This is a genomic window from Methylobacterium sp. CM6247 (assembly GCF_054817925.1).
In genome coordinates this window covers 3,979,335-4,000,238 of sequence record NZ_JBTXKX010000003.1, presented here as the reverse complement: position 1 = coordinate 4,000,238, position 20,904 = coordinate 3,979,335, and the positions used below count along the sequence as shown (strand labels likewise).

General features: G+C 65.7%; 21 protein-coding genes and 2 pseudogenes. 8 read left to right on the top strand and 15 right to left on the bottom strand.

Going from position 1 to position 20,904, the window contains the following annotated elements; all coding sequences use genetic code 11:
• Positions 1-11: 11 nt before the first annotated feature.
• A pseudogene (locus tag ACYQOP_RS19900) lies at positions 12-468 on the top strand (COG3415 family protein); the annotation flags it as partial.
• A gap of 436 nt (positions 469-904) precedes the next feature.
• On the opposite strand, the gene ACYQOP_RS19895 reads toward ACYQOP_RS19900, so the two are convergent.
• Entirely contained in the window at positions 905-1,165 is a 261-nt protein-coding gene (locus ACYQOP_RS19895) for a DUF2958 domain-containing protein (RefSeq protein WP_461223598.1), read from the bottom strand.
• A 195-nt stretch (positions 1,166-1,360) separates the two neighbouring features.
• Here ACYQOP_RS19895 and ACYQOP_RS19890 point away from each other — a divergent pair.
• Positions 1,361-2,356, top strand: a pseudogene (locus ACYQOP_RS19890) (solute carrier family 23 protein); the annotation flags it as partial.
• On the opposite strand, the gene ACYQOP_RS19885 reads toward ACYQOP_RS19890, so the two are convergent.
• The 4 genes from ACYQOP_RS19885 to ACYQOP_RS19870 form a co-directional block, all read right to left on the bottom strand.
• Positions 2,272-2,901: a 2-hydroxychromene-2-carboxylate isomerase gene (locus ACYQOP_RS19885; protein ID WP_461223597.1), complete on the bottom strand. Its 630-nt coding sequence runs from the start codon at positions 2,899-2,901 to the stop codon at positions 2,272-2,274. The pseudogene ACYQOP_RS19890 and the gene ACYQOP_RS19885 overlap by 85 nt on opposite strands.
• 352 nt (positions 2,902-3,253) lie before the next feature.
• Positions 3,254-4,096, bottom strand: coding sequence for an ABC transporter ATP-binding protein (locus ACYQOP_RS19880; RefSeq protein WP_461223596.1), 843 nt, complete (start codon positions 4,094-4,096; stop codon positions 3,254-3,256).
• Positions 4,093-4,878: an ABC transporter permease gene (locus tag ACYQOP_RS19875; RefSeq protein ID WP_461225402.1), complete on the bottom strand. Its 786-nt coding sequence runs from the start codon at positions 4,876-4,878 to the stop codon at positions 4,093-4,095. The genes ACYQOP_RS19880 and ACYQOP_RS19875 overlap by 4 nt, the downstream gene beginning before the upstream one ends.
• 68 nt (positions 4,879-4,946) lie before the next feature.
• Positions 4,947-6,329, bottom strand: a complete 1,383-nt coding sequence (locus ACYQOP_RS19870; RefSeq protein WP_461225400.1) for an ABC transporter substrate-binding protein — start codon at positions 6,327-6,329, stop codon at positions 4,947-4,949.
• A 402-nt stretch (positions 6,330-6,731) separates the two neighbouring features.
• Between ACYQOP_RS19870 and ACYQOP_RS19865 the strand changes: the two genes are divergently transcribed.
• The gene (locus ACYQOP_RS19865; RefSeq protein WP_461223595.1) at positions 6,732-7,508 is read left to right on the top strand and encodes a Crp/Fnr family transcriptional regulator; all 777 of its coding nucleotides are present in this window, start codon (positions 6,732-6,734) and stop codon (positions 7,506-7,508) included.
• A gap of 87 nt (positions 7,509-7,595) precedes the next feature.
• On the opposite strand, the gene ACYQOP_RS19860 is transcribed toward ACYQOP_RS19865, so the two are convergent.
• From ACYQOP_RS19860 to ACYQOP_RS19845, 4 genes are read right to left on the bottom strand one after another with little or no spacing between them, the layout of a single operon-like run.
• Positions 7,596-8,555 (bottom strand): HEAT repeat domain-containing protein, encoded by a 960-nt coding sequence (locus ACYQOP_RS19860; protein ID WP_461225398.1) that lies wholly within the window; start codon positions 8,553-8,555, stop codon positions 7,596-7,598.
• Positions 8,556-8,560: 5 nt separating this feature from the next.
• The gene (locus tag ACYQOP_RS19855) at positions 8,561-8,794 is read right to left on the bottom strand and encodes a 4Fe-4S dicluster domain-containing protein (protein WP_461223594.1); all 234 of its coding nucleotides are present in this window, start codon (positions 8,792-8,794) and stop codon (positions 8,561-8,563) included.
• Between the two features lie 39 nt (positions 8,795-8,833).
• Positions 8,834-10,570, bottom strand: coding sequence for a fumarate reductase/succinate dehydrogenase flavoprotein subunit (locus ACYQOP_RS19850; RefSeq protein WP_461223593.1), 1,737 nt, complete (start codon positions 10,568-10,570; stop codon positions 8,834-8,836).
• Positions 10,563-10,883 carry a gamma-butyrobetaine hydroxylase-like domain-containing protein gene (locus ACYQOP_RS19845; RefSeq protein WP_461223592.1) on the bottom strand — a complete coding sequence of 107 codons (321 nt, stop codon included), beginning with the start codon at positions 10,881-10,883 and terminating at the stop codon, positions 10,563-10,565. The genes ACYQOP_RS19850 and ACYQOP_RS19845 overlap by 8 nt, the downstream gene beginning before the upstream one ends.
• A gap of 450 nt (positions 10,884-11,333) precedes the next feature.
• On the opposite strand from ACYQOP_RS19845, the gene ACYQOP_RS19840 reads away from it, so the two are divergent.
• From ACYQOP_RS19840 to ACYQOP_RS19820, 5 genes are all read left to right on the top strand, one after another.
• The gene (locus tag ACYQOP_RS19840; protein WP_056434221.1) at positions 11,334-11,900 is read left to right on the top strand and encodes an OsmC family protein; all 567 of its coding nucleotides are present in this window, start codon (positions 11,334-11,336) and stop codon (positions 11,898-11,900) included.
• A 2-nt stretch (positions 11,901-11,902) separates the two neighbouring features.
• The gene (locus ACYQOP_RS19835) at positions 11,903-12,859 is read left to right on the top strand and encodes a sulfonate ABC transporter substrate-binding protein (protein WP_461225396.1); all 957 of its coding nucleotides are present in this window, start codon (positions 11,903-11,905) and stop codon (positions 12,857-12,859) included.
• Positions 12,860-13,287: 428 nt separating this feature from the next.
• Positions 13,288-13,578, top strand: coding sequence for an ABC transporter substrate-binding protein (locus tag ACYQOP_RS19830; RefSeq protein WP_461223591.1), 291 nt, complete (start codon positions 13,288-13,290; stop codon positions 13,576-13,578).
• Positions 13,556-13,804, top strand: a complete 249-nt coding sequence (locus ACYQOP_RS19825; RefSeq protein WP_461223590.1) for a hypothetical protein — start codon at positions 13,556-13,558, stop codon at positions 13,802-13,804. Before ACYQOP_RS19830 ends, ACYQOP_RS19825 begins: the two co-directional genes overlap by 23 nt.
• 11 nt (positions 13,805-13,815) lie before the next feature.
• A complete protein-coding gene (locus ACYQOP_RS19820; RefSeq protein WP_056434229.1) occupies positions 13,816-13,998 on the top strand; it encodes a hypothetical protein in 183 nt (60 codons plus the stop codon).
• Positions 13,999-14,008: 10 nt separating this feature from the next.
• On the opposite strand, the gene ACYQOP_RS19815 is transcribed toward ACYQOP_RS19820, so the two are convergent.
• The 6 genes from ACYQOP_RS19815 to ACYQOP_RS19790 all read right to left on the bottom strand — a co-directional run bounded on the left by ACYQOP_RS19815 (position 14,009) and on the right by ACYQOP_RS19790 (position 20,658).
• On the bottom strand, positions 14,009-15,091 hold the full coding sequence (locus ACYQOP_RS19815) for an acyl-CoA dehydrogenase family protein (RefSeq protein WP_461223589.1): 1,083 nt from the start codon (positions 15,089-15,091) through the stop codon (positions 14,009-14,011).
• Entirely contained in the window at positions 15,088-15,636 is a 549-nt protein-coding gene (locus tag ACYQOP_RS19810; protein WP_056434233.1) for an OsmC family protein, read from the bottom strand. Before ACYQOP_RS19810 ends, ACYQOP_RS19815 begins: the two co-directional genes overlap by 4 nt.
• Positions 15,637-15,647: 11 nt before the next feature.
• Positions 15,648-16,481, bottom strand: coding sequence for an ABC transporter permease (locus ACYQOP_RS19805; protein ID WP_461223588.1), 834 nt, complete (start codon positions 16,479-16,481; stop codon positions 15,648-15,650).
• Positions 16,482-16,492: 11 nt separating this feature from the next.
• The gene (locus ACYQOP_RS19800) at positions 16,493-17,710 is read right to left on the bottom strand and encodes an ABC transporter substrate-binding protein (RefSeq protein ID WP_461223587.1); all 1,218 of its coding nucleotides are present in this window, start codon (positions 17,708-17,710) and stop codon (positions 16,493-16,495) included.
• A 14-nt stretch (positions 17,711-17,724) separates the two neighbouring features.
• Positions 17,725-18,474, bottom strand: coding sequence for an ABC transporter ATP-binding protein (locus tag ACYQOP_RS19795; protein WP_461223586.1), 750 nt, complete (start codon positions 18,472-18,474; stop codon positions 17,725-17,727).
• Positions 18,475-19,317: 843 nt separating this feature from the next.
• Positions 19,318-20,658 (bottom strand): LLM class flavin-dependent oxidoreductase, encoded by a 1,341-nt coding sequence (locus ACYQOP_RS19790; RefSeq protein WP_461223585.1) that lies wholly within the window; start codon positions 20,656-20,658, stop codon positions 19,318-19,320.
• Positions 20,659-20,904 lie beyond the last annotated feature (246 nt).

Genomic DNA, 20,904 nt, shown 5'->3' with positions numbered 1-20,904 from the left:
GGAAGCTTTCGATGGCACGTGGTCCCAAACCCGCCGCTATTGACCTGACAGCGGACGAGCGAATGCGCCCAGCGGGGCTCGTCCGCCATAAGATCGGCTAGGCGTTGGCTCCCTGCGTGCAAATCGTGCAGGCCTGCGCCGAGCCGGGATCGACCAACAGCGGCGTTGTGCGTGATCTTGCGTCAGCCGGATGAGCGTCACACCTGGCACGCCCGCCTCCTTGCCCATCGCCTCGTCGGCCTTGTAGACCTTCCCCAATCGGGTGCGCCGCGTCCCGTCGCGGACTCGGCCATCGAAGGGATGGTCACCCTTACTCTGCAGGGACAGCCGGAGAACGCCACGCACTCGTCGACCTGGGCTATGGCCCGGAGGGTCGACATGAGCCAGGGCATGGTCTCGCGGGTCTGGCGCGCCTTCGGGCTGCAGCGCTCATACCGGATTGTTCGCGTTCACGCATTCAAGCTCTCGGCCGGAGTGTTCGCGCGCGGTGCAGGCAGTGATGTGTTGAGGGACACGGGACTGGACCCTGCACGAGGGACCTTTTCGGCGATGTCGGGGTGCCGGCCTCTCCCAATTCCGTCCACCTGTCGAGTGAACCGCGCCGGGTTTCCCGGAGGCCAGTTGGCTTGGGCTGAGATGATCGGGGGCCGAGACCTTGGCCTAAGGATTGGTTTTGCACCCCCGTTGATGCCATGGGGCTGAGCTACAGGTCGGCGGTCGCGATGAAGGGGCGATCCGGGCAGAACTGGCGCGGTTCGGGTTCCATATTTTCAAACACTTAGACTGAGCTGATTTCGCGAGAAGTGTGAGATGTGGTCACTCGGGTGGTCAGGTGACCGGTGGCGTTGTGTGGCCGTGTTCGAGGTGCCGGTAGTGGTGGGTAGTGGGTCCAGATGAACGTTGGTTATTCAGGTGGTGATGCACCCGGCCGCCCGCGCTTCCTCAGCGTATTGGATATCGGCCGGTCTGGGGTGATGTGGGCGTCACGCTCGATCGAGAGACGGAGGCGGCCGCGCATTGTATGCAGTTCGCGGATGAGGACGTCGCCGAGTTCCGGGTAGCCGTGGCCGGTGTCACAGAGGCCGAAGGCACGGTCGGGCTCGGTTGGGTCGAGTTCGCTGAGGAGCCAGATGCCGGGGCCGTCGGGCATGAAGAGCTTGGTCACCGGGGGCGGGTCGAAGTCCGGGTCATGCTGTGATGTGCGCCCGTTCATGAGCAGTTAAGCGCGGTCGGTGTCCGCGATGAGGTTGGCGGTGGTGTCGGCGCTTGGGGGCATGTGCGGGGGGATCGTATTGGATTGGGGCGCGCGGCGCGCGGTCTCCGCCCTGACCGGTGAGGGCCAAGGCGGGTCCCGCCCGTCGTAACGGGAACGATTTTAACGATGATTGGCATTGCGCTCACGCGCGTAGCCGTCGGGTGGGCGGGCGGCGGCGCGGGCACGCCCGAGTTTGGTGCGACCGGTCATATCCTCGTCGCTGGCCTCGTGCTCAGCGTCATCCTCTTACTCGTTCGGTTTGCTCGCGGCTTCGTCGCCAATGTCGCTGTGCTGATTGGCATTCTCGTCGGCTATACTGTGACCGCGGCGATGGGTTGGACAAATCTCGACGGCCTGGGTGCCGAACCGTGGCTACGTGTCGTCTTGCCCTTCGCATTCAGCCTTCCGACCTTTCACCTTGTGCCGTCCCTAATCCTCTGCCTCGTGATGACGATCGTCCTCATAGAGGCAACCGGCATGTTCCTGGCCCTCTCGGTCATGACGGGCCGCCCCGTTGGGACACGCGATATCGCCCGGGGCTTGCGTGCGGACGCGCTCGGGACATTGATCGGTGGTGTGTTCAACACCTTTCCCTACCTGTCCTATTCGCAGAATGTCGGATTGGTTGGTCTCACGGGCGTCCACAGTCGCTGGGTCTGTGCGGCGGCCGGCGGAATCATGCTGTTGCTCGGGCTCGTGCCCAAGGTGGCCTTCGTCGCGGCCTCGATCCCCCAACCCGTCTTGGGCGGCGCTGCGCTCGTCATGTTCGGGATGGTTGCCGCGACCGGCATTCGCATCCTCGGGCAGGTCGACTTCGGCCGGCTAGGCCGCCGAGATGCGCTTATCATCGCGGTCTCACTCGGGATTGGATTGATCCCCATCGTGCAGCCGCAGTTCTTCAAGCTGGTGCCCGAGGCGTGGAACCCTATCGTCAAGGACCCGATCCTGCTGACCGCACTCGCGGCCCTAGCTCTCAATGCCTTATTCAACGGCGCGGGTAAGCGCGCTATCGCTGATCAGGCCGGGACGGACAGTTTGGGCAGCGGGATTGGTTTGCGACCTTCCGATATTGCCGCATCGAGCAGATCGAGTCGATCCTGACCCCAGAACGGCTCTTCGCGGTAGAAGTAAAACGGCGCCCCGAAGGCCTGCCGGGAAATCGCTTCGTGCGTCAGGGCTTGCTCGCGCGCGAGCAAGCCCTGCGCAGATGCACCTTCCAGAAGACGTAAACCATCGAGCCCGGACGCATTGGCGAGCCGTACGATCGTATTTGGATCGGCAATATCGAGTTCGTCTGCCCAAACCGCCGACAGACCTGCATGGACGTAATCGGCGACGTCGGCGCCTTCCTCGAGTGCACCGAGCAGCACGCGGTGCGCAAGCGAGGGGTCGGCAGGGTAGAATTTCGGGTGAAGGACCAGCGGGATGTCGCGGATCTTTCGCCAGCGCTGCATTTCGACAAGCCGGTAGGCTTGGCGTTGCAAAGGCCGCTCTTTGACAGGCTTGCCGCCGCCCGTCGCAAAAACTTCCAGCAGGTTGACGGGTTTATATATAATCTCAGCGGCGTGGCGTTGGGTGAGCGCCTGGAAAGCCCCGCTGCCAACGTAAGACCACAAAGAAATGAAACTGAAATAATAGGTGATCACGGGCCGTTGCGCAGGCTCTGTCACTAATTCGTTCCTCTTTTACGCCGCCGGTGGAGAGCACATTGTTGCCACGTCGCTCTGTGCTGGGGCGATAGTCATCCACATAGTGCTGGTCCGCGGCACGTTCATGCCAAAGGACGACGTGGCGGCACTATATCCCACCGTCGTGTTCTCTCTCAATTTGTGGGAGGCTCTAGGCGATTGGGAGTGCGCGCGATGCGCCATCTATGGCCATCGTCATGCGGTTCCATGAGGCGTGTCCTCTCTACGCTGAAACACGCGTTACCCCCGCCCAAGAAACCAAGGAAGGATTACCTGTCCATTCGCATGGCACGCCGTCAGCGCCGTGAACTCAAGGAGGCCCGAGCGCGCCGGGAGCTCCGATAGGGGTGAGGCGTGGAAGGGGCAGGCCGGCTGGGTCTGTGTGAAGGAGAGTCAAGCAATGTCGTTTAAGGGTCGTGAAGTGGGGGGAGGAGATCAGGTCCCGCTGGCGCGGGCGTGTAAAGTCGATCGTGAGATCGTCGAGAATACGCCCGGGGCGCGGGGTCATTACGACGATGCGGTCGGCCAGGAAGAGCGCCTCGTCGACGTCGTGGGTGACGAATAGGATCGTCGTCCTGTTCTGGCCCCAGACCCTGAGGAGGAGTTCCTGCATCGTCAGGCGCGTTTGCGCGTCGAGGGCCCCGAAGGGCTCGTCCATCAGCAGAACGCGAGGCCGGTTGATCAGCGCGCGAGCGATCTCGACGCGTTGCTGCATGCCGCCCGACAGTTCCGCCGGGTAGCGATCCTCGAAGCCCGAGAGGCCGACCTGGGCCAGGAAATCGCGCGCCTGGGCCAGGCGCTCGCGCTTGGCCACGCCCTTCATCTTGAGGCCGAAGGCGACATTGTCGATGACGCTGCGCCAGGGAAATAGCGTGTGGTGCTGAAACACGATGCCCCGATCGGGATGCGGGCCGGCGATGTCACGGCCGTCGAGGCTGACGCGGCCGGAGCGGAGGGACAGATGTCCTGCGACGGCCCCCAGCAACGTCGACTTGCCGCATCCCGAGGGGCCGAGGAGGCAGACGAACTGCTCGGGCGCGATGTCGAGGTCGATGTCCTCGACGACGTCGAAGGCGGCGGCTCCTCGGCCGAGCCGGATCACGCCACCCTCCAGGGCGACGTGGCCGCCGATGGAGCGCGCGGGCTTGGTCATCGTGCGCCTCCCAGGGCGGCCCAGGGGGTCAGCAGGGATCCGATCCCGCGCACCAGCAGGCTAGATCCCATCCCGAGCAGCCCGATCAACAGCATGCCGACGACGATGTTGTCGTAGTTCTGCAGCGTGTAGGATTCCCAGGTGAAGTAACCGATCCCGTACTGGCCGGAGATCATTTCGGCGGTCACAAGACAGAACCACGCCGTGCCCATCCCGATGGCAGCCCCCGTGACGATGCTCGGGGTCGCGCCGGGCAAGATCACCTCACGGAGGATCGCGGCCCGTCCCGCGCCGAGGCTGCGGGCGGAGGCGACGAGGCGCGGACTCACCGTCTCGACCCCATGCACGGTGTTGAGGAGGATCGGAAACACCGCGCCCGTGAAGGTGATGAACGCCATCGACAGTTCGGAGGACGGAAACATCAGGATCGCCAAGGGAATCCAGGCGACGGCGGGGATGGGCCGAACTACCTCCAGGGGCGGCAGCAGGAGGTCCCGGGCCAGGCGGAAACGGCCGATGGCGACACCGAGACCGATTCCGACGGCGAGCGCTGCCAGAAAGCCCAGCATGACCCGCACGAGGCTGGCGCCGAGATGGGGCCAGAGAATCGGGGATCGGAAGAGGGCGAGGGCCGCCTGCGCGGCCTCGATCGGGGTCGGCACGTTGCGGAAGCTGACGATGCCGAGATCGACCTTGCCGTTCGCGAGGAGATGCCAGGCGGCGAGACTGGCGAGGAGCGAGGTCCCGCGCAGGACGAGGCGCCGCTCGGGCAGGCGACGCAGGACGCCGAGCCATGCCGGCCCCCGGCTTCGCGTTCCCGCTGGGGCAAAGGCGGCCGTGACCGAGGCGCTCACCGGGCGCTCAACTGCGCACCGCCACCGCTGCGGGCGGTCGCGAAATCGATGACCTCGCCGCCATTCCGCGCGGCATGGGCTTCGGCGTCACCCCTGAGTAAGAAGGCGTCGAGGCGCTTGCTCGCGTCCCGGACGAACCAAGCCTGCGTTGCCAGGAGCTTGATTCCCGATTGCCGATCCTGGGCGTAGAAGGCGCGGGCCTCACGTCCCTCGCGGCTCAGGGCGGCAAGTCCCAGCAAAGCCCCTTCGGGGGTAGCGTAATGCCGGACCTTTGGCTCACCGCGCACCCAGATCTGAGCCACACGCGTAACATCGGTGATCGGCAGACCGGTTCCGGCATCGTTCGCGACCAGCGGCGATTGTGCGTAATCCTTCAAGTGGGCCTCGTAATCGAGGCCGGCCTGCACCGACGCGGCACGGATGAAGCGGTCATCGACGAAGCGATCGAGATCGATGTCGGAATCCGCCTTCTTCAGGAGTTTCAAGGTCTCGAAGGAGGTCTTCACTGCTTGGCGGTATTCCGGCTTCCAAGTGATGTCGCGGGTCTGAAGCCCGAGGGGGCCATGGAACAGATAGGCGACCTCCGCCTCGATCCCGGTGACCTTCTCGATCAGTTCGGCGTAACGTTCGGGCTCGGCGGCGACAAGCCGATCCGCTTCGATTCCGGCCCGCAGATAGGCCGTGACGATCTCGGGATATTTCGCCGCGTAATCCGCGTCGGCGAGGGCGCCGTGGAAGGTCGGGGCACCCGCCTGCGAGCCGTCATAGATCTTACGGGCGAAGCCACGCCACGGAAACAACTCCGCGAAGGGTACGAAGTCGGCATGGGCGTCGATTTTGTTGGCGAGCAACGCCGAGCCCGCCACTTCGGGAGCCTGAGTGATGATGGTGACATCGTGCGCCGGGTCCCAGCCCTGGGCCTTCACGGCCCGCAGCAGCAATCCGTGCGCGGTGGAGGCGAAGGGGACGGAGATGGTCTTGCCCTTCAGATCAGAGAGAGACTGGACCGGCGAATCTTTCGGCACCACGATGCCGTTGCCGCTTCCCTTCACGCTGCCGGAGAGCACGCTGATGAACAGGCTGCGGCGTCCGGCCTTGGCGAAGGCGTAACCATTGAGTGAGCCCGGGAAATCAGCCATGGCACCGAGATCGAGCTTGCCCGCCACCATCTCGTTGGTGAGTGGCGCCCCGCTGGTGAAGTTCCGCCATTCAATGGCGTAGGTCGCGTCCTTATACTTGCCGTCACGAGGCAGATACTTCTCAAGAAGCTTCAGCTCACGGATCAGCAGGCCGCCCGTGGCGCAGTTGATCGTGGTGTCCTGCGTGCCGACTGCAATGCGGATCGATTCAGCACGAGCGGCGCCGAGGGCCGTGCCCATGAGAAGAAGCGCTGCGACCGTGCGGCCGAGGCCCCGGGCAAGCGGACGAGGATTGATCACGCGTTGGTCTCCATCGAACTGGCGGATCGCGGAAAATTCAGTGCAGCGACGGTTCAACCGCCGGGAACTCGAAGCCATGCACCGGGACCATTAGGCGAGAAGCGATCCCGCTGGGCGAGCAATTAATTTCATCGCCAAGCGAACACTTGACATGAATTGCGGATGATCTGTTGCTTTGGAAGCAATGTCTCTCGCGGGGCCAACTATTGGAAGATCGTAGCCTTCCAACGTCTGAATTTAGAATTGCTCCAGGCGGCCTTCGCCCGATAATCACCGCGCAGCCCATCCTTGGTGCCGGTGTCGGTTCCCCAGCGCGTGGGCTGCTCGAGAACGAGTCCCATCATGTCTTCGGCAACGCTCGCACACACGGAATTCCGCAGGCCCGCGCCCCTCATCGCGAGTGCCCTGTTCCTCAGCGAGACGACGGATGGCCTCGATGACGGTGCAAGCTTCCTCGACGGCCTGACGCCGTCGGAGATCGCTCGTGTCCGCGCCGCCGGACGTGTCCTGAGGCTTACCCCCGGCGAGAGTGTGTTCACTCAGGGCGAGCCGCATGCGGGCATCTTCCTGATCGAGGAAGGACGCGTCAGGGTGTTCTACTCCGGGCCGTCCGGCAGGGAGGTGACGCTCGCCTATTGGACGCCCGGCCATTTCATCGGTGGCCCGAGCATCTATGGCGGTGGTTCGCACCAATGGTCGGGGGTCGCGATCGAGCCGGTGCGCGTCACCGTCCTGTCGAGCGCGACCCTGCGTAGCCTGATCCGCCAGATGCCGGGCTTCGCCCTCTGCCTCATCGCGGCGCTCGAGGCGAAAGGCCGTTGCTACACCGCGATGGCGCAGATGCTGGGAACGCGCTCGGTGATCGAGCGCCTAGCTCAGCTTCTGCTCAATCTCGGCGAACTCTACGGAACTCCGGAGGGCGGCCGAGAGGGTGGCGTCGTGGTTATTCATAGGCGCATCACCCATGATGAGATCGCCGCCCTGGTCGGCTCGACCCGCCAATGGGTAACGATGATGCTCAAGCGATTCCAGCACGATGGGATCGTCGCGATCGACAAGGCACATATCCGCCTGCTCCGTCCAGGACGGCTGCAGGAAATCGTGCAGACCGAGGGCTGATCTACGGAGCTGGCCGGTTCCGCCCGGGGATCGAGCGAGGCCGTGGGGCGCCTCTTCGAAGGCTCCCCCGGCACTCTGCTCAGGCATTCAGGCGGACAATTGCTCCAAGGCCCAGCGCACGGTCTTGCGGACGTCCGGATCGGAATCGTCCGCGACCGCCGTGAGGCCCGACCGTGCAGCAGGATCGGCAATTTCACCCAAAGCTGCAGCGGCCTCCTTGCGCAAAGCCGGTCGTTCGTCATCGAGGGCGGCCAGGATCGCGGATACGGCGCTCCGCTCCTTCAGCTTACCGAGACTGCGCAGGGCCTTCTGGCGCACCTGCCAGTAGGAGTCTTCCAGCGCATCGAGCAGGGCGGCAGAGCGCACGCCCGGTCCGGTCCTCCCCAACGCCTCTGCGGCGATCTCCCTCACGCTCCAATCGGCGTCGCGGAGCGCATCCGCAATCGCATCCACGGCGTGGCCGTGCCGGGAAAAGGCGAGCGCACCGACTCCGGCCCGCCGTACTTCGGCATCCGGATCGCGGGTGGAACCGATGAGGGAAGGCAGCGCCTCTTCCCTCTTCAAATAGGCGATGACGCCGACGGCTTCCGCCCGCACCGCCGGTTCCGGGTCACCGAGGGCTGCGACGGCAGGGCCGAGGGACGTGTCGAGACGAAGGTTGCGCAGGCCTCTCAGGGAGGCGGCGCGCACGAAGGCATCCGCATGCCGGACGAAGGGCAGCAGCGGCGCGCCGGCGGCTGGATCTTTCAGCTCGGTCAGGCTTTCCGCCGCCGCCTTGGCCACGTCGCGATCGGGATCGGCAAGGGCTCCGGCGAGGGCGGACGCCACCGCCGGACCGTCGAAGCCGCCGAGGGCTTCGGCGACCTGCCGGCGCACTCCGGCATCCGGATCGACGGCGATGCCGGTGAGATGCGGGACCGCGTTGGGATCCGCCGTCTCGGCGAGGTCCAGAACCGCGACGCGACGCACGGCCGGATCGGGATCGGTCAGCCTGAGGGCGAGTTCGGCGACATCGCCGAACTCTTCGAAAGGATCGGTCACCGCCATCATGGTCACCGCAGCAGATAGGGGATCTGGACGCTCACGGCGCCGGTCGGGCAGTCGGTCTCGCAGGGCATGCAATACCAGCACTCGTCGTATTTCATGTAGGCCTTGCCGGTGAGATCGCTGATCCGCAGCACATCGAGGGGGCAGACATCGACGCAGACTGTGCAGCCCTTGTCGGCGATGCACTTGGCGGCATCCACGGTGACGGGCACCGTACTCGGGGCGTGGGCAAGGGGCATCGGTATCCTTCTGGACTGACGTCGCGTCGAGGTGTTTGCTCAGGCCTGCTTACGGACGCGCTGGTGGTCGTAAGCACCACGCTCCTCGTCCGCGATGGCCACGATGTAAGGGGTGATGGGCCGCTTCTCGCTAATCATGCGCCCGGCCTCCTTGCGCAGGATGGTGTGGCAGAACCAGTCGGAATCGTTCTTGTCCGGATGGTCCGTGCGGTTGTGATAGAGGCCCCAGCGGCTCTCGGTCCGGTAGAGTGAGGCCGCCGCCGCCATGTCGGCGCAGTCGAGGATCGAGGAAGCCTCAAGGGCTCGCATCAATTCATGGCTGTCGCGGGCGACCATGCGGGTCTCCAGGTCTTCGCGGATCTCGGCGAAGCGGCGCTGGCCAATCTCCATTTTGGCCGTCACCTTGGGCGGCTGCAGGTAGTCGTTCACGAAGCGCCGGGTCTTGTATTCGATCTGGTTCGGCGGAATGCCGTCCTCCCGCCGTGTCGGAGCCAGCACCCGGTCGCGCTCGCGGGCGATGTCCTCGGCCGAGACCTCCGGCCAGTCGATCTCCGCCGCACGGTCTACGGCATGCTCGCCCGCGATGGCACCGTTGGTGAAGGCGCCAAGCATGTAGCTGTGAGGCACATTGGCCATGTCGCCGGCCGCGTAGAGCCCCGGCACGGTCGTGCGGGCGAATTCGTCGACGAAGACGCCGGACGCGCTGTGGCCCGAGCAGAAGCCGACCTCCGAGATATGCATCTCGATCATCCGCTGGCGGTAATTCGTGCCCCGGTTCTCGTGGAAGCGTCCGCGCGAGGGCCGCTCGACCTTGTGCAGGATCGTCTCTATCTCGCCCACCGTGTCGGCATGCAGATGGTCGAGCCTGAGGAAGACCGGGCCCTTCCCGCTCTGCAACTCGTTATAGAATTCCTGCATCATCTGGCCGGACCAGTAATCGCACTCGATGAAGCGCTTGCCCTCGCTATTGGCCGTGTAGGCGCCGAACGGACCCGCCACGTAGGCGCAGGCCGGGCCGTTATAGTCCTTGATCAAGGGATTGATCTGGTAGCATTCGAGGTTCGCGAGACCGGCGCCGGCATGGTAGGCCATGCTGTAGCCGTCGCCCGAATTGGTGGCGTTTTCGTAGGTTCCCCAGAGATAGCCCGATTGCGGCAGACCGAGGCGTCCGGCGGCTCCCAGGCACAGGATCACCGCCTTGGCGCGGATGACCAGAAATTCGGCACTGCGGGTGTTGACCGCCACGGCCCCTGCAATACGCCCATCCGGCGCATTGAGGAGCCGGGTTGCCATGAAGCGGTTCGAGATCAGCACCTGCGCCTTGCGCAATTGCCGGTAGAGCGCCTTCTTCACCGTCTCGCCATTGGGCATCGGTAGGACGTAGGTGCCGAGATGATGCACCTTCTTGACGTCGTAATCGCCGTTACCGTCGCGCTGGAAGCGGATGCCGAAACGGTCGAGTTCCTGAATGATCTCGTAGCAACGCTCCGCGTATTTGTAGACCGGCGCCTGATCACAGATGCCGTCATTCGCGATGGTGATTTCCTTGGTGTACTGCTCGGGAGTGGCGTAGCCTGGGATGACGGCGTTGTTCAGCCCGTCCATTCCCATTGCGATCGCGCCCGAACGCTTCACGTTTGCTTTCTCCAGGAGCACGACCCTGGCTTTCGGGTTGCGCAGCTTGGCCTTCAGGGCTGCCATTGGGCCCGCCGTGCCGCCGCCGATGACCAGCACGTCGCACGCGATCTCCGACGTGGCATCGTGAATCTCATCCATGGCCGGCCTCGGATGTGGTGCTGGCGCCCTCGGCCAGCGTGCGCAGGTAGGACCACGGGAAAATCCCCCGGTCGTGACCGTCGGAGAAGACGAGGTTCACCGCATAGGCGCCCACCGGCAGGACATCGCGGATCACCAGATCCGCCGTTGGGACCGAGGGGACCGCATCCACGGATGCCCGCACCGAGCCTGCGCTCCGACTTCCCGCCCTGAGGGTCGCGGCCGACAGGGACGAGAGGGTGCCGTCCTCCCACCGGACGTCGAGGCGTCTGGACCCTTTCGTCAGTCTGATCTCGCGTGGGATGTCCACCATCGCCTCCTTCTCGTCGAGCCGAAGGCCAGGGAGACCGGCGGCTCGGAACGGTTAGAGCGGAGGGCGTGCCCGGTTGTTAAGAAACTAATTGCCTCGGCGGCGAGCCCGGCCTTAAAGCCAAGCCATCACACCAAGCCTTGCAAGGCGGTTTGCCGCCCGGAGCCTGTCCGTGCCGGCAACGCGAGCGCTGACGTTGCAAACATCCCCCTTTTCAAGCGGATGAGCATGCGTGCCATGACGTCAAACCGAACGCTGTCCGACGGGCGGTTCCAGGTCCCGCTCGTCAGAGTCGGCGGCATCGGGAAACCCTGACATCGGGATTTTCCAGAATATCGTTCCCATATTCGTCACAACAACGAACGCTCATTCTGCTGCATGAAGGCTATACAGAGGCATACGCAATACGCCTCTGGGTTCATCCGCGGATGCAAGCACTGTAGCGGCCAGCCGATGAGCGAAATAGATTTGTATCTCGAAGACAAACGCCGCGCGCTTGATTCTCGCCAAGAGCGCGTCCGGCAGGGCAAGGTTTCCGCGGTGCCCCTGACGGCGCGCGCGTCGGTGGAGGGCCGCAGCGGCGTGCGCCGCATCGGAATTCGCCGGCACGCGATCGTGTCCGACAGCCAGCCCGACTTCGCGGGGTTCGACCTCGGGCCGAGCTCCCCGGAGCTTCAGCTCGGCGTCCTCGGCTCCTGCCTCGCCCATACGATCCTGATCCAGGCCGCCCTTCAGGATCTGCCGATCACCTCCCTGGAGGTCGAGGTCGCGGGGACGTTCGACCCGCGGGCGGGCACGGAGGGCTTCGAGGATATCCCCGTGCATCCGCGGGACCTGACCTACGAGGTACGCCTCGATTCACCGGCCGAACCGTCGACGGTCCAGGCGTTTCGGGCCCGGGTCGAGAAGGCCTGCCCCATCCTCAATCTGCTTCGCCTGCCACAATCCGTGAGCGGCCGCTTCACCCACACCGCGCCCGGCCATGGGGCGGATGCCACTCTACAGGAGACGAACCCGTGACGATGACCCGACGCCGTGTGCCGGCCTTGCTTCTTGCCCTCGGAACGGGCCTCGCGGCCTTTACTGGGGCGGTCGCCGATGAGAGCGCACCCAAGGACTTCCGCATCGGCTATCAGAAGATCGGCCTTATCGTCGTCGCACGCCAGCAGGGCGTGATCGAGAAGCGCTTGGCGTCCCAGGGCACAAAGGTACAGTGGGTCGAGTTCCAGGCGGGACCACCCCTGCTCGAAGCTTTGAGCGCAGGCAGCATCGACTTCGGCTATACCGGCGACGCGCCACCGATATTCAATCAGGCTGCGGGCGGCAATCTCGTTTATGTCGCCGCCTCGGCGCCCTCGGGAGACGGAGAGGCGATCCTGGTCAAGGAGGACTCACCGATCCGCTCGGTTGCCGACCTCAAGGGCAAGAAGATCGCGTTCGGACGTGGCACCTCTGCGCACAACCTTCTCATCGCCGCTCTTGAGAAAGCTGGCCTGACCTTCGCCGACATCACGCCGGCCTACCTGACGCCGGCCGATGCCGGCTCGGCCTTCGCCAACGACAGCGTCGACGCCTGGTCGATCTGGGACCCTTACTTTGCTGTCGCGCAGGCGCGGAGCAAGACACGGGTTCTTGCCACCTCGGGCCAGACCCTCGACGTGTCCGCCTATTTCCTGGCGAACAAGACCTTCGCCGACAAGCATCCGGGCGTCGTGGTCAGCGCCCTGTCGGCACTCTCCGAGGCGGCGGCCTGGGCCGAAGGACATCGCGACGAAGTGGCCCAAGCGCTAGCGACCGTGACCGGTATTCCCTTTGCGATCCAGAAGACGGCTGCGGACCGAACGCAGTTCGGTGTGCGGCCACTTTCCGACCCGATCCTTGCGAACCAACAGGCGACGGCGGACCGGTTCCATCGCCTCGGCCTGATTCCCCGCGCCATCCAGGTCCGTGACGCCGTATGGACACCGCCTCGCACCTGAGCGCGGCGGCCTCGGTCTGTTGCAGAGTTGAATCGCCTTTAGAACGCCCGATGAGACGAATACGACGTCGTTCGGCTTTCGTCCGAAAACTAAGTTGCCGGAAGAACCGCCCGGCAGTAGACGAACAGATGTCGGTATCGATCTTGCTACCCCGTAGAACAATCATCCATTAAATCGAATTAATATAGTATTAAGCCGATCTTATTGCAGTGCAGCTGAAGAATACATTGTTCAATACGTGGACATCGTGGCTTGTCGGGACAGCTCGGCTGTCTTGGCCTTCGGCGTGTGTGACTGGAGGCGGCGGAATGGTGTTAAGAAATATGCGAGGCGTCGCAGGTGTGATGCTAGCGCTCGCGCTAAGTCCGGTATGCGCAGAGCCCGAGCGGCAAGGCGGGACCCTGACCGCGATCGTCCAGCCAGAGCCGGTGATCCTGACCGCGGCGGTCAGTTCAGCCGCTCCAACCGGGGTGGTAAGCGGGACAATTTTCGACGGGCTCGTCGACTACGACCGCGACCTCAAGCCGATTCCGGCTCTCGCCACGGCCTGGGAGACTGCACGCGACGGGCTCAGTCTGACCCTGCACCTGCGCTCCGGCGTGAGCTGGCACGACGGCCAGCCTTTCACGGCGGCGGACGTTAAATGGACCCTCGAGAACGTCTGGACCAAGATCCATCCGCGCGACCAGATCAGCTTTGGCCCAGATCACCTTTGGTAAGGTGACGACCGTCGAGACGCCCGATCCGCTTACCGTGATCCTGCGCCTCAGCCAGCCCCCGCCTGCGATCCTATCGTCCCTCAATAGCAATGGCGCGCAGGTGCTTCCCAAGCACCTCTATGAGGGCACGGACGTGCTCTCGAACCCTTACAATAAAAAGCCGGTCGGCACGGGTCACTCCTCGATGCTGCCGTGGGATACCTGTCGCTCCCGCTGTTTCTCCTGATCTAGGAAGCCGTGTCGCAGGCGGGCATCGTCAACACCGTGCTTTTCCCGCCGCCGACCGTCGTGGCGCAGGCGCTGCACGAATGGCTGATCTCTGGTGAACTGCCGTCGGACCTAGCCGCGAGCCTTGCGCGGGTTCCTGTGGGCTTCCTGCTGGGATCCATCCGGCCGCACCTGTCGAGCACCGCGCGTTGACAAGCAGCCGTCACCCGCCCGCGAGTTCCCGCGTGATGTGCTTCACCGAGGGCGTGACGATGGCCACGAACTGCGCCTCACGCAGTCGCCGGAAGGGTTCGGAGCCTTCGAGATACCCGCGCGCGCCGAACTGAAGCATGGCGGCTTGCGCCGCCTCCAGGGCGAGCCAGGAAATGTCGAGGCGTAGGCGCAGGGTCTCGCGGAACGCGCCCGCCGCCGGGTCGGCATGGCGTTCGGCCGCGTGCACGAACCGCGTCCACAGGTCGGCCGCCCGCGCGTCGATCCCCTCGGCCCCAAGAGGAAGCGCCGCGCCGTCCCGGCTGCCCCGGCCATCCGCGCGCATCAGCGCGGCGACGCCACGGGCGAGCCCCAGTCCCATGCCGGCCTGGAGTAGAACGAAGCCGTTGCGGATGCGGGGGACGAAGGCCGCGGCGTCAGGGGCGATCACGTCGTCGTCAGGCACGAAGGCGTCGCGGACCATCACCGTGTAGGTCCCGGTGCCTTCGAGGGCTACGAAGCGGGCATTGGCTGCGATGGCAACCCCTTCCTGGCCTGCCGCGAACACCGCCATGACACGGCGGCCGTCGTCCAGGGCGAAGATGCTGGCGAACGGGTGACCGGGGCCGAGATTGGAGACCCAGGGCAAGCGCCCGCGCACCCTGTAGCCGCCTGGCACCCGTCGACCCGTGAGGGCGAGGGGCTCGATGCCGGCGAACGCCTTCATCGGATTAGACAGTCCGGTGCCGCCGAGGCGTACGCCGTTGGCGATGTCGGCCAGATGGCGGTCGCGAGCAGGCGCATCGCCATGGGCGAGGTACCAGGCAAGGGCGTCCTGGCACCAGACGCAGAAGGCCGTCGACAGGCAGGCGGCCCCCACCGCCGCCATCGCTTCCACGGCTCGGATCAGTCCCTCGGGTGTACCCTGCGTGTGGTGGGCATAGGCACCGGCTGCGCCGAGGCCGCGCAGCACGCCGTCTGGATAGAGCCCCCCGTCGATCGCACCGACGATCGGCGCGAGTTCGTCACGCACGACGCCGGCGACGTCCCGAGGGACTTCGGGAAGCGCCGCGGGGCGGGCGAGGGCCGCGCTCATCGATTGCGGACGAGGCTGACGGCGACGGGATTCCTGACCGTGTTGAGCACCGGCGACCAGTCACCCGCATGGGCCACGAGGTCGTCGAGTTCGGCTTGGCTCGCACCCTCGATGTCGAGGCGCGCAGTCAGGCGCACGGCAGTGAGGCCGACGGTCTTCGGCGACAGGTCGCCCGTCCCCCAGACCGAGGTGATGTTGATATCCCCCTCGCTCTCGATCTCGATGCCGCGCACGGTCCAGCCGCGCGCGACTGCGTTGGCTTGGAGGCCAACCGCCACGCAGGTGCCGAGGGCTGCGAGCAGCGCCTCGGTGGGGTTCGGGGCGGTGTCATCGCCGAGGAGGCCGGGCGGCTCGTCCACCACGTGGGCGTCGAGGTTGCGCACGTAATTGAGATGGCGGAAGCGCCGACCCTCGGCGATGGTCCGGGCGCGCACCGTGCGAACGGCCGTCGGATCGGCGCGGCCCTTCTCCGACAGGGCCGCCAGGGCGTCCCGGTCGATGGTCTCGAAAGTCTGGACGATCTCTCTCACGGAGGCGGACGACATGGGCGTTCCTTTCAGGTCGCGGGAATCCAGCGGGCGCGGGCAGCGAGCCGTCCGAGGCCGGCGTCGAGGGCGTAGCCGATCAGTCCGATCAGCAGGACGAGGGCCGCCAAGCGGTCGTACGAGAGGGTGTCGCGCGCATCGTTGATGGCATAGCCGAGGCCGCTAGTGACCCCGAGATACTCGGCCGGCACGAGCACGATCCAGGCGACGCCGAGCGCTAGGCGCAGGCCCGTGAGGATGTCCTGCAGCACCGCCGGAACCACGATCCGGTGCAGGGTGGCGATCCGGCCGCCGCCGAGGTTGCGCGCGAGGGTGAGCCAGATCGGATCGATCCGCTTCACGCCGGCCGCGGTCGAGAACAGGATCGGCCAGATCGCGGCGGCCGCGATGAGAAACACGATGGCGCCCTCCCAGGTCGGGAAGGCCAGCACCGCCACCGGCATCCAGGCCAGCGGCGAGACCATGCGCAGGAGCTGGAAGGGGGGCTGCAGGGCGCGTTCGGCCAGCGGCGAGGCCCCGACGAGCAATCCGAATGGCACCCCGAGCACGAAGGCGTAGGCGAGGCCTTGGCCGATCCTGGCAAGGCTCGGCAGCGCGGCCCGCCAGGCCTCGCCGGAGGTGAGAAGATCGGCGAACGACGCGATGGCCGGTCCGGGAGCGAAGCCCGCGAAGGCGGTATAGGCCGGATCGTTCGCGAGGAAACGGCCGGCCGCGAACCACAGCAAAAGGATGGTGCCGACACCGAGAAGCGGCGCTGTCCAATGCAGCACGCCGGCAAAGGATCGGCTCTCCGGCCAGGCGCGCGCGGACGTGGGGCCGCCGATGTCCGATGGTGCGGACTTCATGAGGCCCACGGTCATAGCGACAGCGTCTCGGTGCGGTCGGTGCCGGACCCGGGGAACGCATCCGGGAAGCGCTTGAGGGATGCGGCCACGAAGCGGTCGTCGACGAGGTCGCGCGCGACGAAATCCGGATCGAGCCCGTTCAGGAAGGTCGCGTCGCCCTCCACCACGGTCCGGCCCATGGCCTCGACGATCAGGCGGGTCGCGGACGGGTAGGGCCAGGGCTGGAAGTCGATGCGGCTCGCCGCCCAGTCCGCGTGGCGGATGGCACCGCTCGCCGCATAGGCGGGACCGTAATCGGTCATTGCCTTGACCACCACGTCGGCGGCCATCGGCAGGTAACCGCGTCCGTCCTTCGAGATGAGCCGGGCCACGGCCTCCTTGTTGGCGGACGCATAGGCCTGCGCGCGCACGATGGCGTCGATGGCCTTGCCCGTCCATTCGGGGCGCTCCACCGTTGTCCGCTCATGGGCGACGACCACGCAGCAGGGGTGATTTTTCCAGATGTCCCCGGTGAAGCGCAGCATCCGGGCGCCGGCCTTGATCTCGCCGAGCGCATTGAACGGCTCGGCCACGATGTAGCCGTCGACCTTGCCGGCCGCCAGCGCCGCCGGCATCTCGGGTGGCGGCAGGATCTGGAGAGCGCATTCACCTGGGCCCGCCTCGCCCCGGATCACCGGCGTGATGCCGGATTCACGCAGCGCGTACTGCAGCACTACGTTGTGCATCGAGTACCAGTACGGAACCGCGACCCGCTTGCCGGCGAGCCCCCTGAAGTCGGTGATGCCGCCCTTGCCCCCGACGACGATGCCGGAGCCGTTGGTGTGGGCCCAGGCCAGAACCTTGACCGGGAACTTGTTGTTGTAGCGCATCCAGACCGGGATGGGCTTGAGCAGGTGGGCGAGGTTGAACTTGCCGGCGGCGAAGCCTTCGACCAGGGCCGACCAGGACCGCACGGGGGTTGGCTCGGCCACCTTGAGGCCTGCCTCCTCGAAATAGCCCTTGGCGTGGGCGACCAGGAGGGCGGTGGCGTCGGTGATCGGAAGGTAGCCGATGCGCACCACATCGTCGTCGGCCGCGTGCACGGCCCGGCTCGACAGGCCGAGGCCGGCACCACCCAGCAGGGCGGCGAGGCCGCCGCGCGCGAGGCTGTCGAGGGTGTCGCGGCGGGTCCAGTCCGCGCGCGTCCATTCATGCGTCCAAAGGGCGGAGAGGTCGTCGGGAGCGGTCATCAGGAGGGTCCGGTTCACGCCGCTTCGCGGTCGACGGGGAGGGGTGATGCGCCGAGCCGCGCCCTCAGTTCGACCGCGGATCGGACGGGGAAATCCGCGACGATCACGGCGGGAGTGCCTGCAAGAACGAGGGCACGTTCGGCCAGAGCTGCGACGTCGGCCGGATCGTGGGTCACGATCACGAGCGTCAGGCCACGCTCGCTCGCAAGGCGCTTCACGTCCGCGCGCAGGGCGGTCCGCATCTCCGGATCGAGGGCGGAGAACGGCTCGTCGAGGAGGAGGAGGCGCGGCCGGCTCGCGAGCGCCCGCGCCAGGGCCACGCGCTGCTGCTGGCCGCCCGAGAGCTCATGTGGCTTGGCATCGACCCTGTCGGCCAGGCCGACTTCTCCGAGGATGCGCAGTGCGTCCGCGCGGTCGCCGCCGGGGCTTCCCAGGGGTCGGCCGGACAGGCGGGCCGGCAGCAGCACGTTGTCGAGGACGCTCGCCCAGGGCAGCAAGGCGGGCCGCTGGAACATCATCGTGCCCCCCGGGACGGGGCCCTTCACGCGCGCACCGTTGATCGTCAGGTCACCGGAGGATGGTGGGACAAGGCCGGCGGCGATCTGCAGCAGCGTCGACTTCCCGACGCCGGACCGCCCGACGATGCCGATCCGTTCACCGGGGGCGATCCTCAGCGAGATCCCATTGAGGATCGGTCGGCCGCCGCGCCGGAAACCAACGGCATCGAAGACGAATTGTGGCGATGGCGCAAGATTTTCAGGCACAGGGAATGGTACGCCGAACCGAGAGTTTTTCATCGAGCCAAGACCATCAAGTCTCGTCTCTAGAACATGAAGGCCTCGGCGAGCTAAGTCGATAGATTAATATAATAAAAATCGAGGCCGAAGTAGAAGGCGACTTCCTGAGTTTCGGAGTAACGAAGAAAAACCTCTCCCTATTGGCTGCATGATACCCAGCGCGCCTACGAGTGAAGCCTTTCACAGCTGGAGACGCGATCGGGTTTCATTCGGCACCGGTGCGAGGTCGACCGTGACCGATATCGTCAGAGTTCGCGTGGGCCGCGCTTCATCGAGTTGGATGCGCTCTGGAAGGCCCACGAACTCGACGATCTGGCCTCGACGGCGGTCGAATCGAATTCTGCGACAACCGCGGCCGTGAAGCAGCCGATGCACTTCCAAAGGAAAAACCACTTGGGTCCTTGTGTGAAGATGCTGGCGCTATGGTAGGCCTACAAGGACGAGCCCAAGGCGAAATCGCTCCTGGGAACATCGCATGTCTGAAGCCAGGTTCTTCGTCGATCTACCGCGACCGCATCGTCGGCGCCTTCGCAGTCAACAGCACGGCCCGCCACGCGAGTAACGCGTCGGTACGGCCTGAGGCAGGCATGCGATACCGACCCGCCGCGACCGCATGCGCCTCGGCGCCTTCCCATATCCCGGCGGCCTGACGATCTCGGTAGCCCGAGGAGGACCGAACTTCGAGGTCACGGTCTGTTCCGTTCAGCTTGAAAGTCAGCAGGCTAACGAAAGCCTCCTCTTGCCGAGGTTCTGACCTCGATCGTGCCGTAAGCCCGCGCCGGTAGCGAGTTGGGGGATAGATCGCTGGGTTCAGGCCGGAACTCGAACCTCCGGGCTATCCGCGAAACGGCTCGGCGGCCGGGCGAGACCGAGATGGTCCCGCAGAGTGATTCCCGAATAGGCGGTGCGGAACAGGCCGCGCTTCTGGAGGATCGGCACAACGGCGTCTACGAAGGTCTCCAGACCGTCGGGCAGCACGTCGGGCATCAGGTTGAAGCCGTCCGCCGCTCCGGCCCGGAACCACGCCTCGATGTCGTCGGCCACGGCCTCCGGCGTGCCTACGATGATGCGGTGGCCGACACCGCCTCCGAGGGCCCGCAGCAATTCACGCACCGTGAGGTTGTCGCGACGGGCGAGCGCCACGGTTCCGAGGAACATGGTGTGGTTGGCATTGGCGGGCAGTGGCAGCGCGTCCGGCAGCGGCTTGTCGAGGGCGAGGCGCTCCGGTGCGATCTGGAGCGTGCCGGCGAGACGAGCCAAGCTGTATTCGAGGGGAACCAGATCCCATAACTCGTCCTGGCGGCGGCGCGCCTCCGCCTCGGTGCTGCCCAGGATGGTGGTGAGCCCCGGCAGGATGACGAGGGAATCCGCCGGGCGCCCGAAGCTGGCGGCCCGGGCGCGCAGATCTTGCGCATAGGACACTCCATCCGGGATGGTCTGCGACAGGGTGAAAACCGCCTCGGCGGTGGCCGCCGCCAGATCACGTCCATCCTGCGAGCCGCCGGCCTGAACCGTCACCGGGCGGCCCTGGGGTGAGCGCGGCACGTTGAGGGGCCCGTCGACGGAGAAGTGAGTGCCCCGGTGGCGGATGGCATGCACCTTCCCCGGGTCGACGAAGCGGCCGCTGGCTTTGTCGCCGATGAGGGCATCGTCCTCCCAGCTGTCCCACAGGGCGTGAGCGACCTCGACGAATTCCCGGGCGCGCGCGTAGCGCGTCCCGTGCTCGACGGCAGCGGTCAGCCCGAAGTTCCGGCTCGCGGCGGCATCGGCCGTGGTGACCACGTTCCAACCGACCCGTCCGCCGCTCGCGTGGTCCAGTGATGCGAAGCGGCGGGCGAGGTTGTAGGGCTCGTTATAGCTGGTCGAGGCCGTCGCGATCAGCCCGATCCGCGCCGTGGCCGCGGCGATGCTGGCCAGCACGATGGTGGGCTCCAGGGCATTGAACGGGCGGTAATCGAGGCGGTCCGAGATCGAGGGGGTGTCGGCGAGGAAGATCGCGTCGAACAAGCCCCGCTCGGCGACCTGGGCGACCCGGACGTAATGGGCGATGTCGACGAAGGCGTCGGGCTGACTGCCGGGCAAGCGCCAGGCCGACGGGTACACGCCCGAATGCAGCAGGTTCACGTTGAGATGCAGCTGGCGTGGAGACATCGGGAAGGTGATCCGTCGATCGCGGGGTGGGACGTGTCAGGGCGAGCGTGGCGCGGTGCGGTCATGTCCGGGAGACGATCCGGTTCTTCGCGCCAATGCGAGTCGAAGTTTTCGTCTCCGCAACGCCGGCTCGGCGCTGGTAAGTTTCCAAATAGCGCGATGCTGTCGGTTGCCTGGTATTTCCCAGTTGATTTTGGCTTCTACGTCGCACTAGATCACGCCAGCAACAACTAGACCGATCAAGAT

What these genes read in the sequence shown, in the direction of transcription:
- ACYQOP_RS19880 (WP_461223596.1), bottom strand. Translation starts at nt 4,096, where the DNA reads ATGACCAAGCCCGCGCGCTCCATCGGCGGCCACGTCGCCCTGGAGGGT.
- ACYQOP_RS19870 (WP_461225400.1), bottom strand. Translation starts at nt 6,329, where the DNA reads ATGGGCACGGCCCTCGGCGCCGCTCGTGCTGAATCGATCCGCATTGCA.
- ACYQOP_RS19865 (WP_461223595.1), top strand. Translation starts at nt 6,732, where the DNA reads ATGTCTTCGGCAACGCTCGCACACACGGAATTCCGCAGGCCCGCGCCC.
- ACYQOP_RS19860 (WP_461225398.1), bottom strand. Translation starts at nt 8,555, where the DNA reads ATGGCGGTGACCGATCCTTTCGAAGAGTTCGGCGATGTCGCCGAACTC.
- ACYQOP_RS19855 (WP_461223594.1), bottom strand. Translation starts at nt 8,794, where the DNA reads ATGCCCCTTGCCCACGCCCCGAGTACGGTGCCCGTCACCGTGGATGCC.
- ACYQOP_RS19850 (WP_461223593.1), bottom strand. Translation starts at nt 10,570, where the DNA reads ATGGATGAGATTCACGATGCCACGTCGGAGATCGCGTGCGACGTGCTG.
- ACYQOP_RS19845 (WP_461223592.1), bottom strand. Translation starts at nt 10,883, where the DNA reads ATGGTGGACATCCCACGCGAGATCAGACTGACGAAAGGGTCCAGACGC.
- ACYQOP_RS19840 (WP_056434221.1), top strand. Translation starts at nt 11,334, where the DNA reads ATGAGCGAAATAGATTTGTATCTCGAAGACAAACGCCGCGCGCTTGAT.
- ACYQOP_RS19835 (WP_461225396.1), top strand. Translation starts at nt 11,903, where the DNA reads ATGACCCGACGCCGTGTGCCGGCCTTGCTTCTTGCCCTCGGAACGGGC.
- ACYQOP_RS19815 (WP_461223589.1), bottom strand. Translation starts at nt 15,091, where the DNA reads ATGAGCGCGGCCCTCGCCCGCCCCGCGGCGCTTCCCGAAGTCCCTCGG.
- ACYQOP_RS19810 (WP_056434233.1), bottom strand. Translation starts at nt 15,636, where the DNA reads ATGTCGTCCGCCTCCGTGAGAGAGATCGTCCAGACTTTCGAGACCATC.
- ACYQOP_RS19805 (WP_461223588.1), bottom strand. Translation starts at nt 16,481, where the DNA reads ATGAAGTCCGCACCATCGGACATCGGCGGCCCCACGTCCGCGCGCGCC.
- ACYQOP_RS19800 (WP_461223587.1), bottom strand. Translation starts at nt 17,710, where the DNA reads ATGACCGCTCCCGACGACCTCTCCGCCCTTTGGACGCATGAATGGACG.
- ACYQOP_RS19790 (WP_461223585.1), bottom strand. Translation starts at nt 20,658, where the DNA reads ATGTCTCCACGCCAGCTGCATCTCAACGTGAACCTGCTGCATTCGGGC.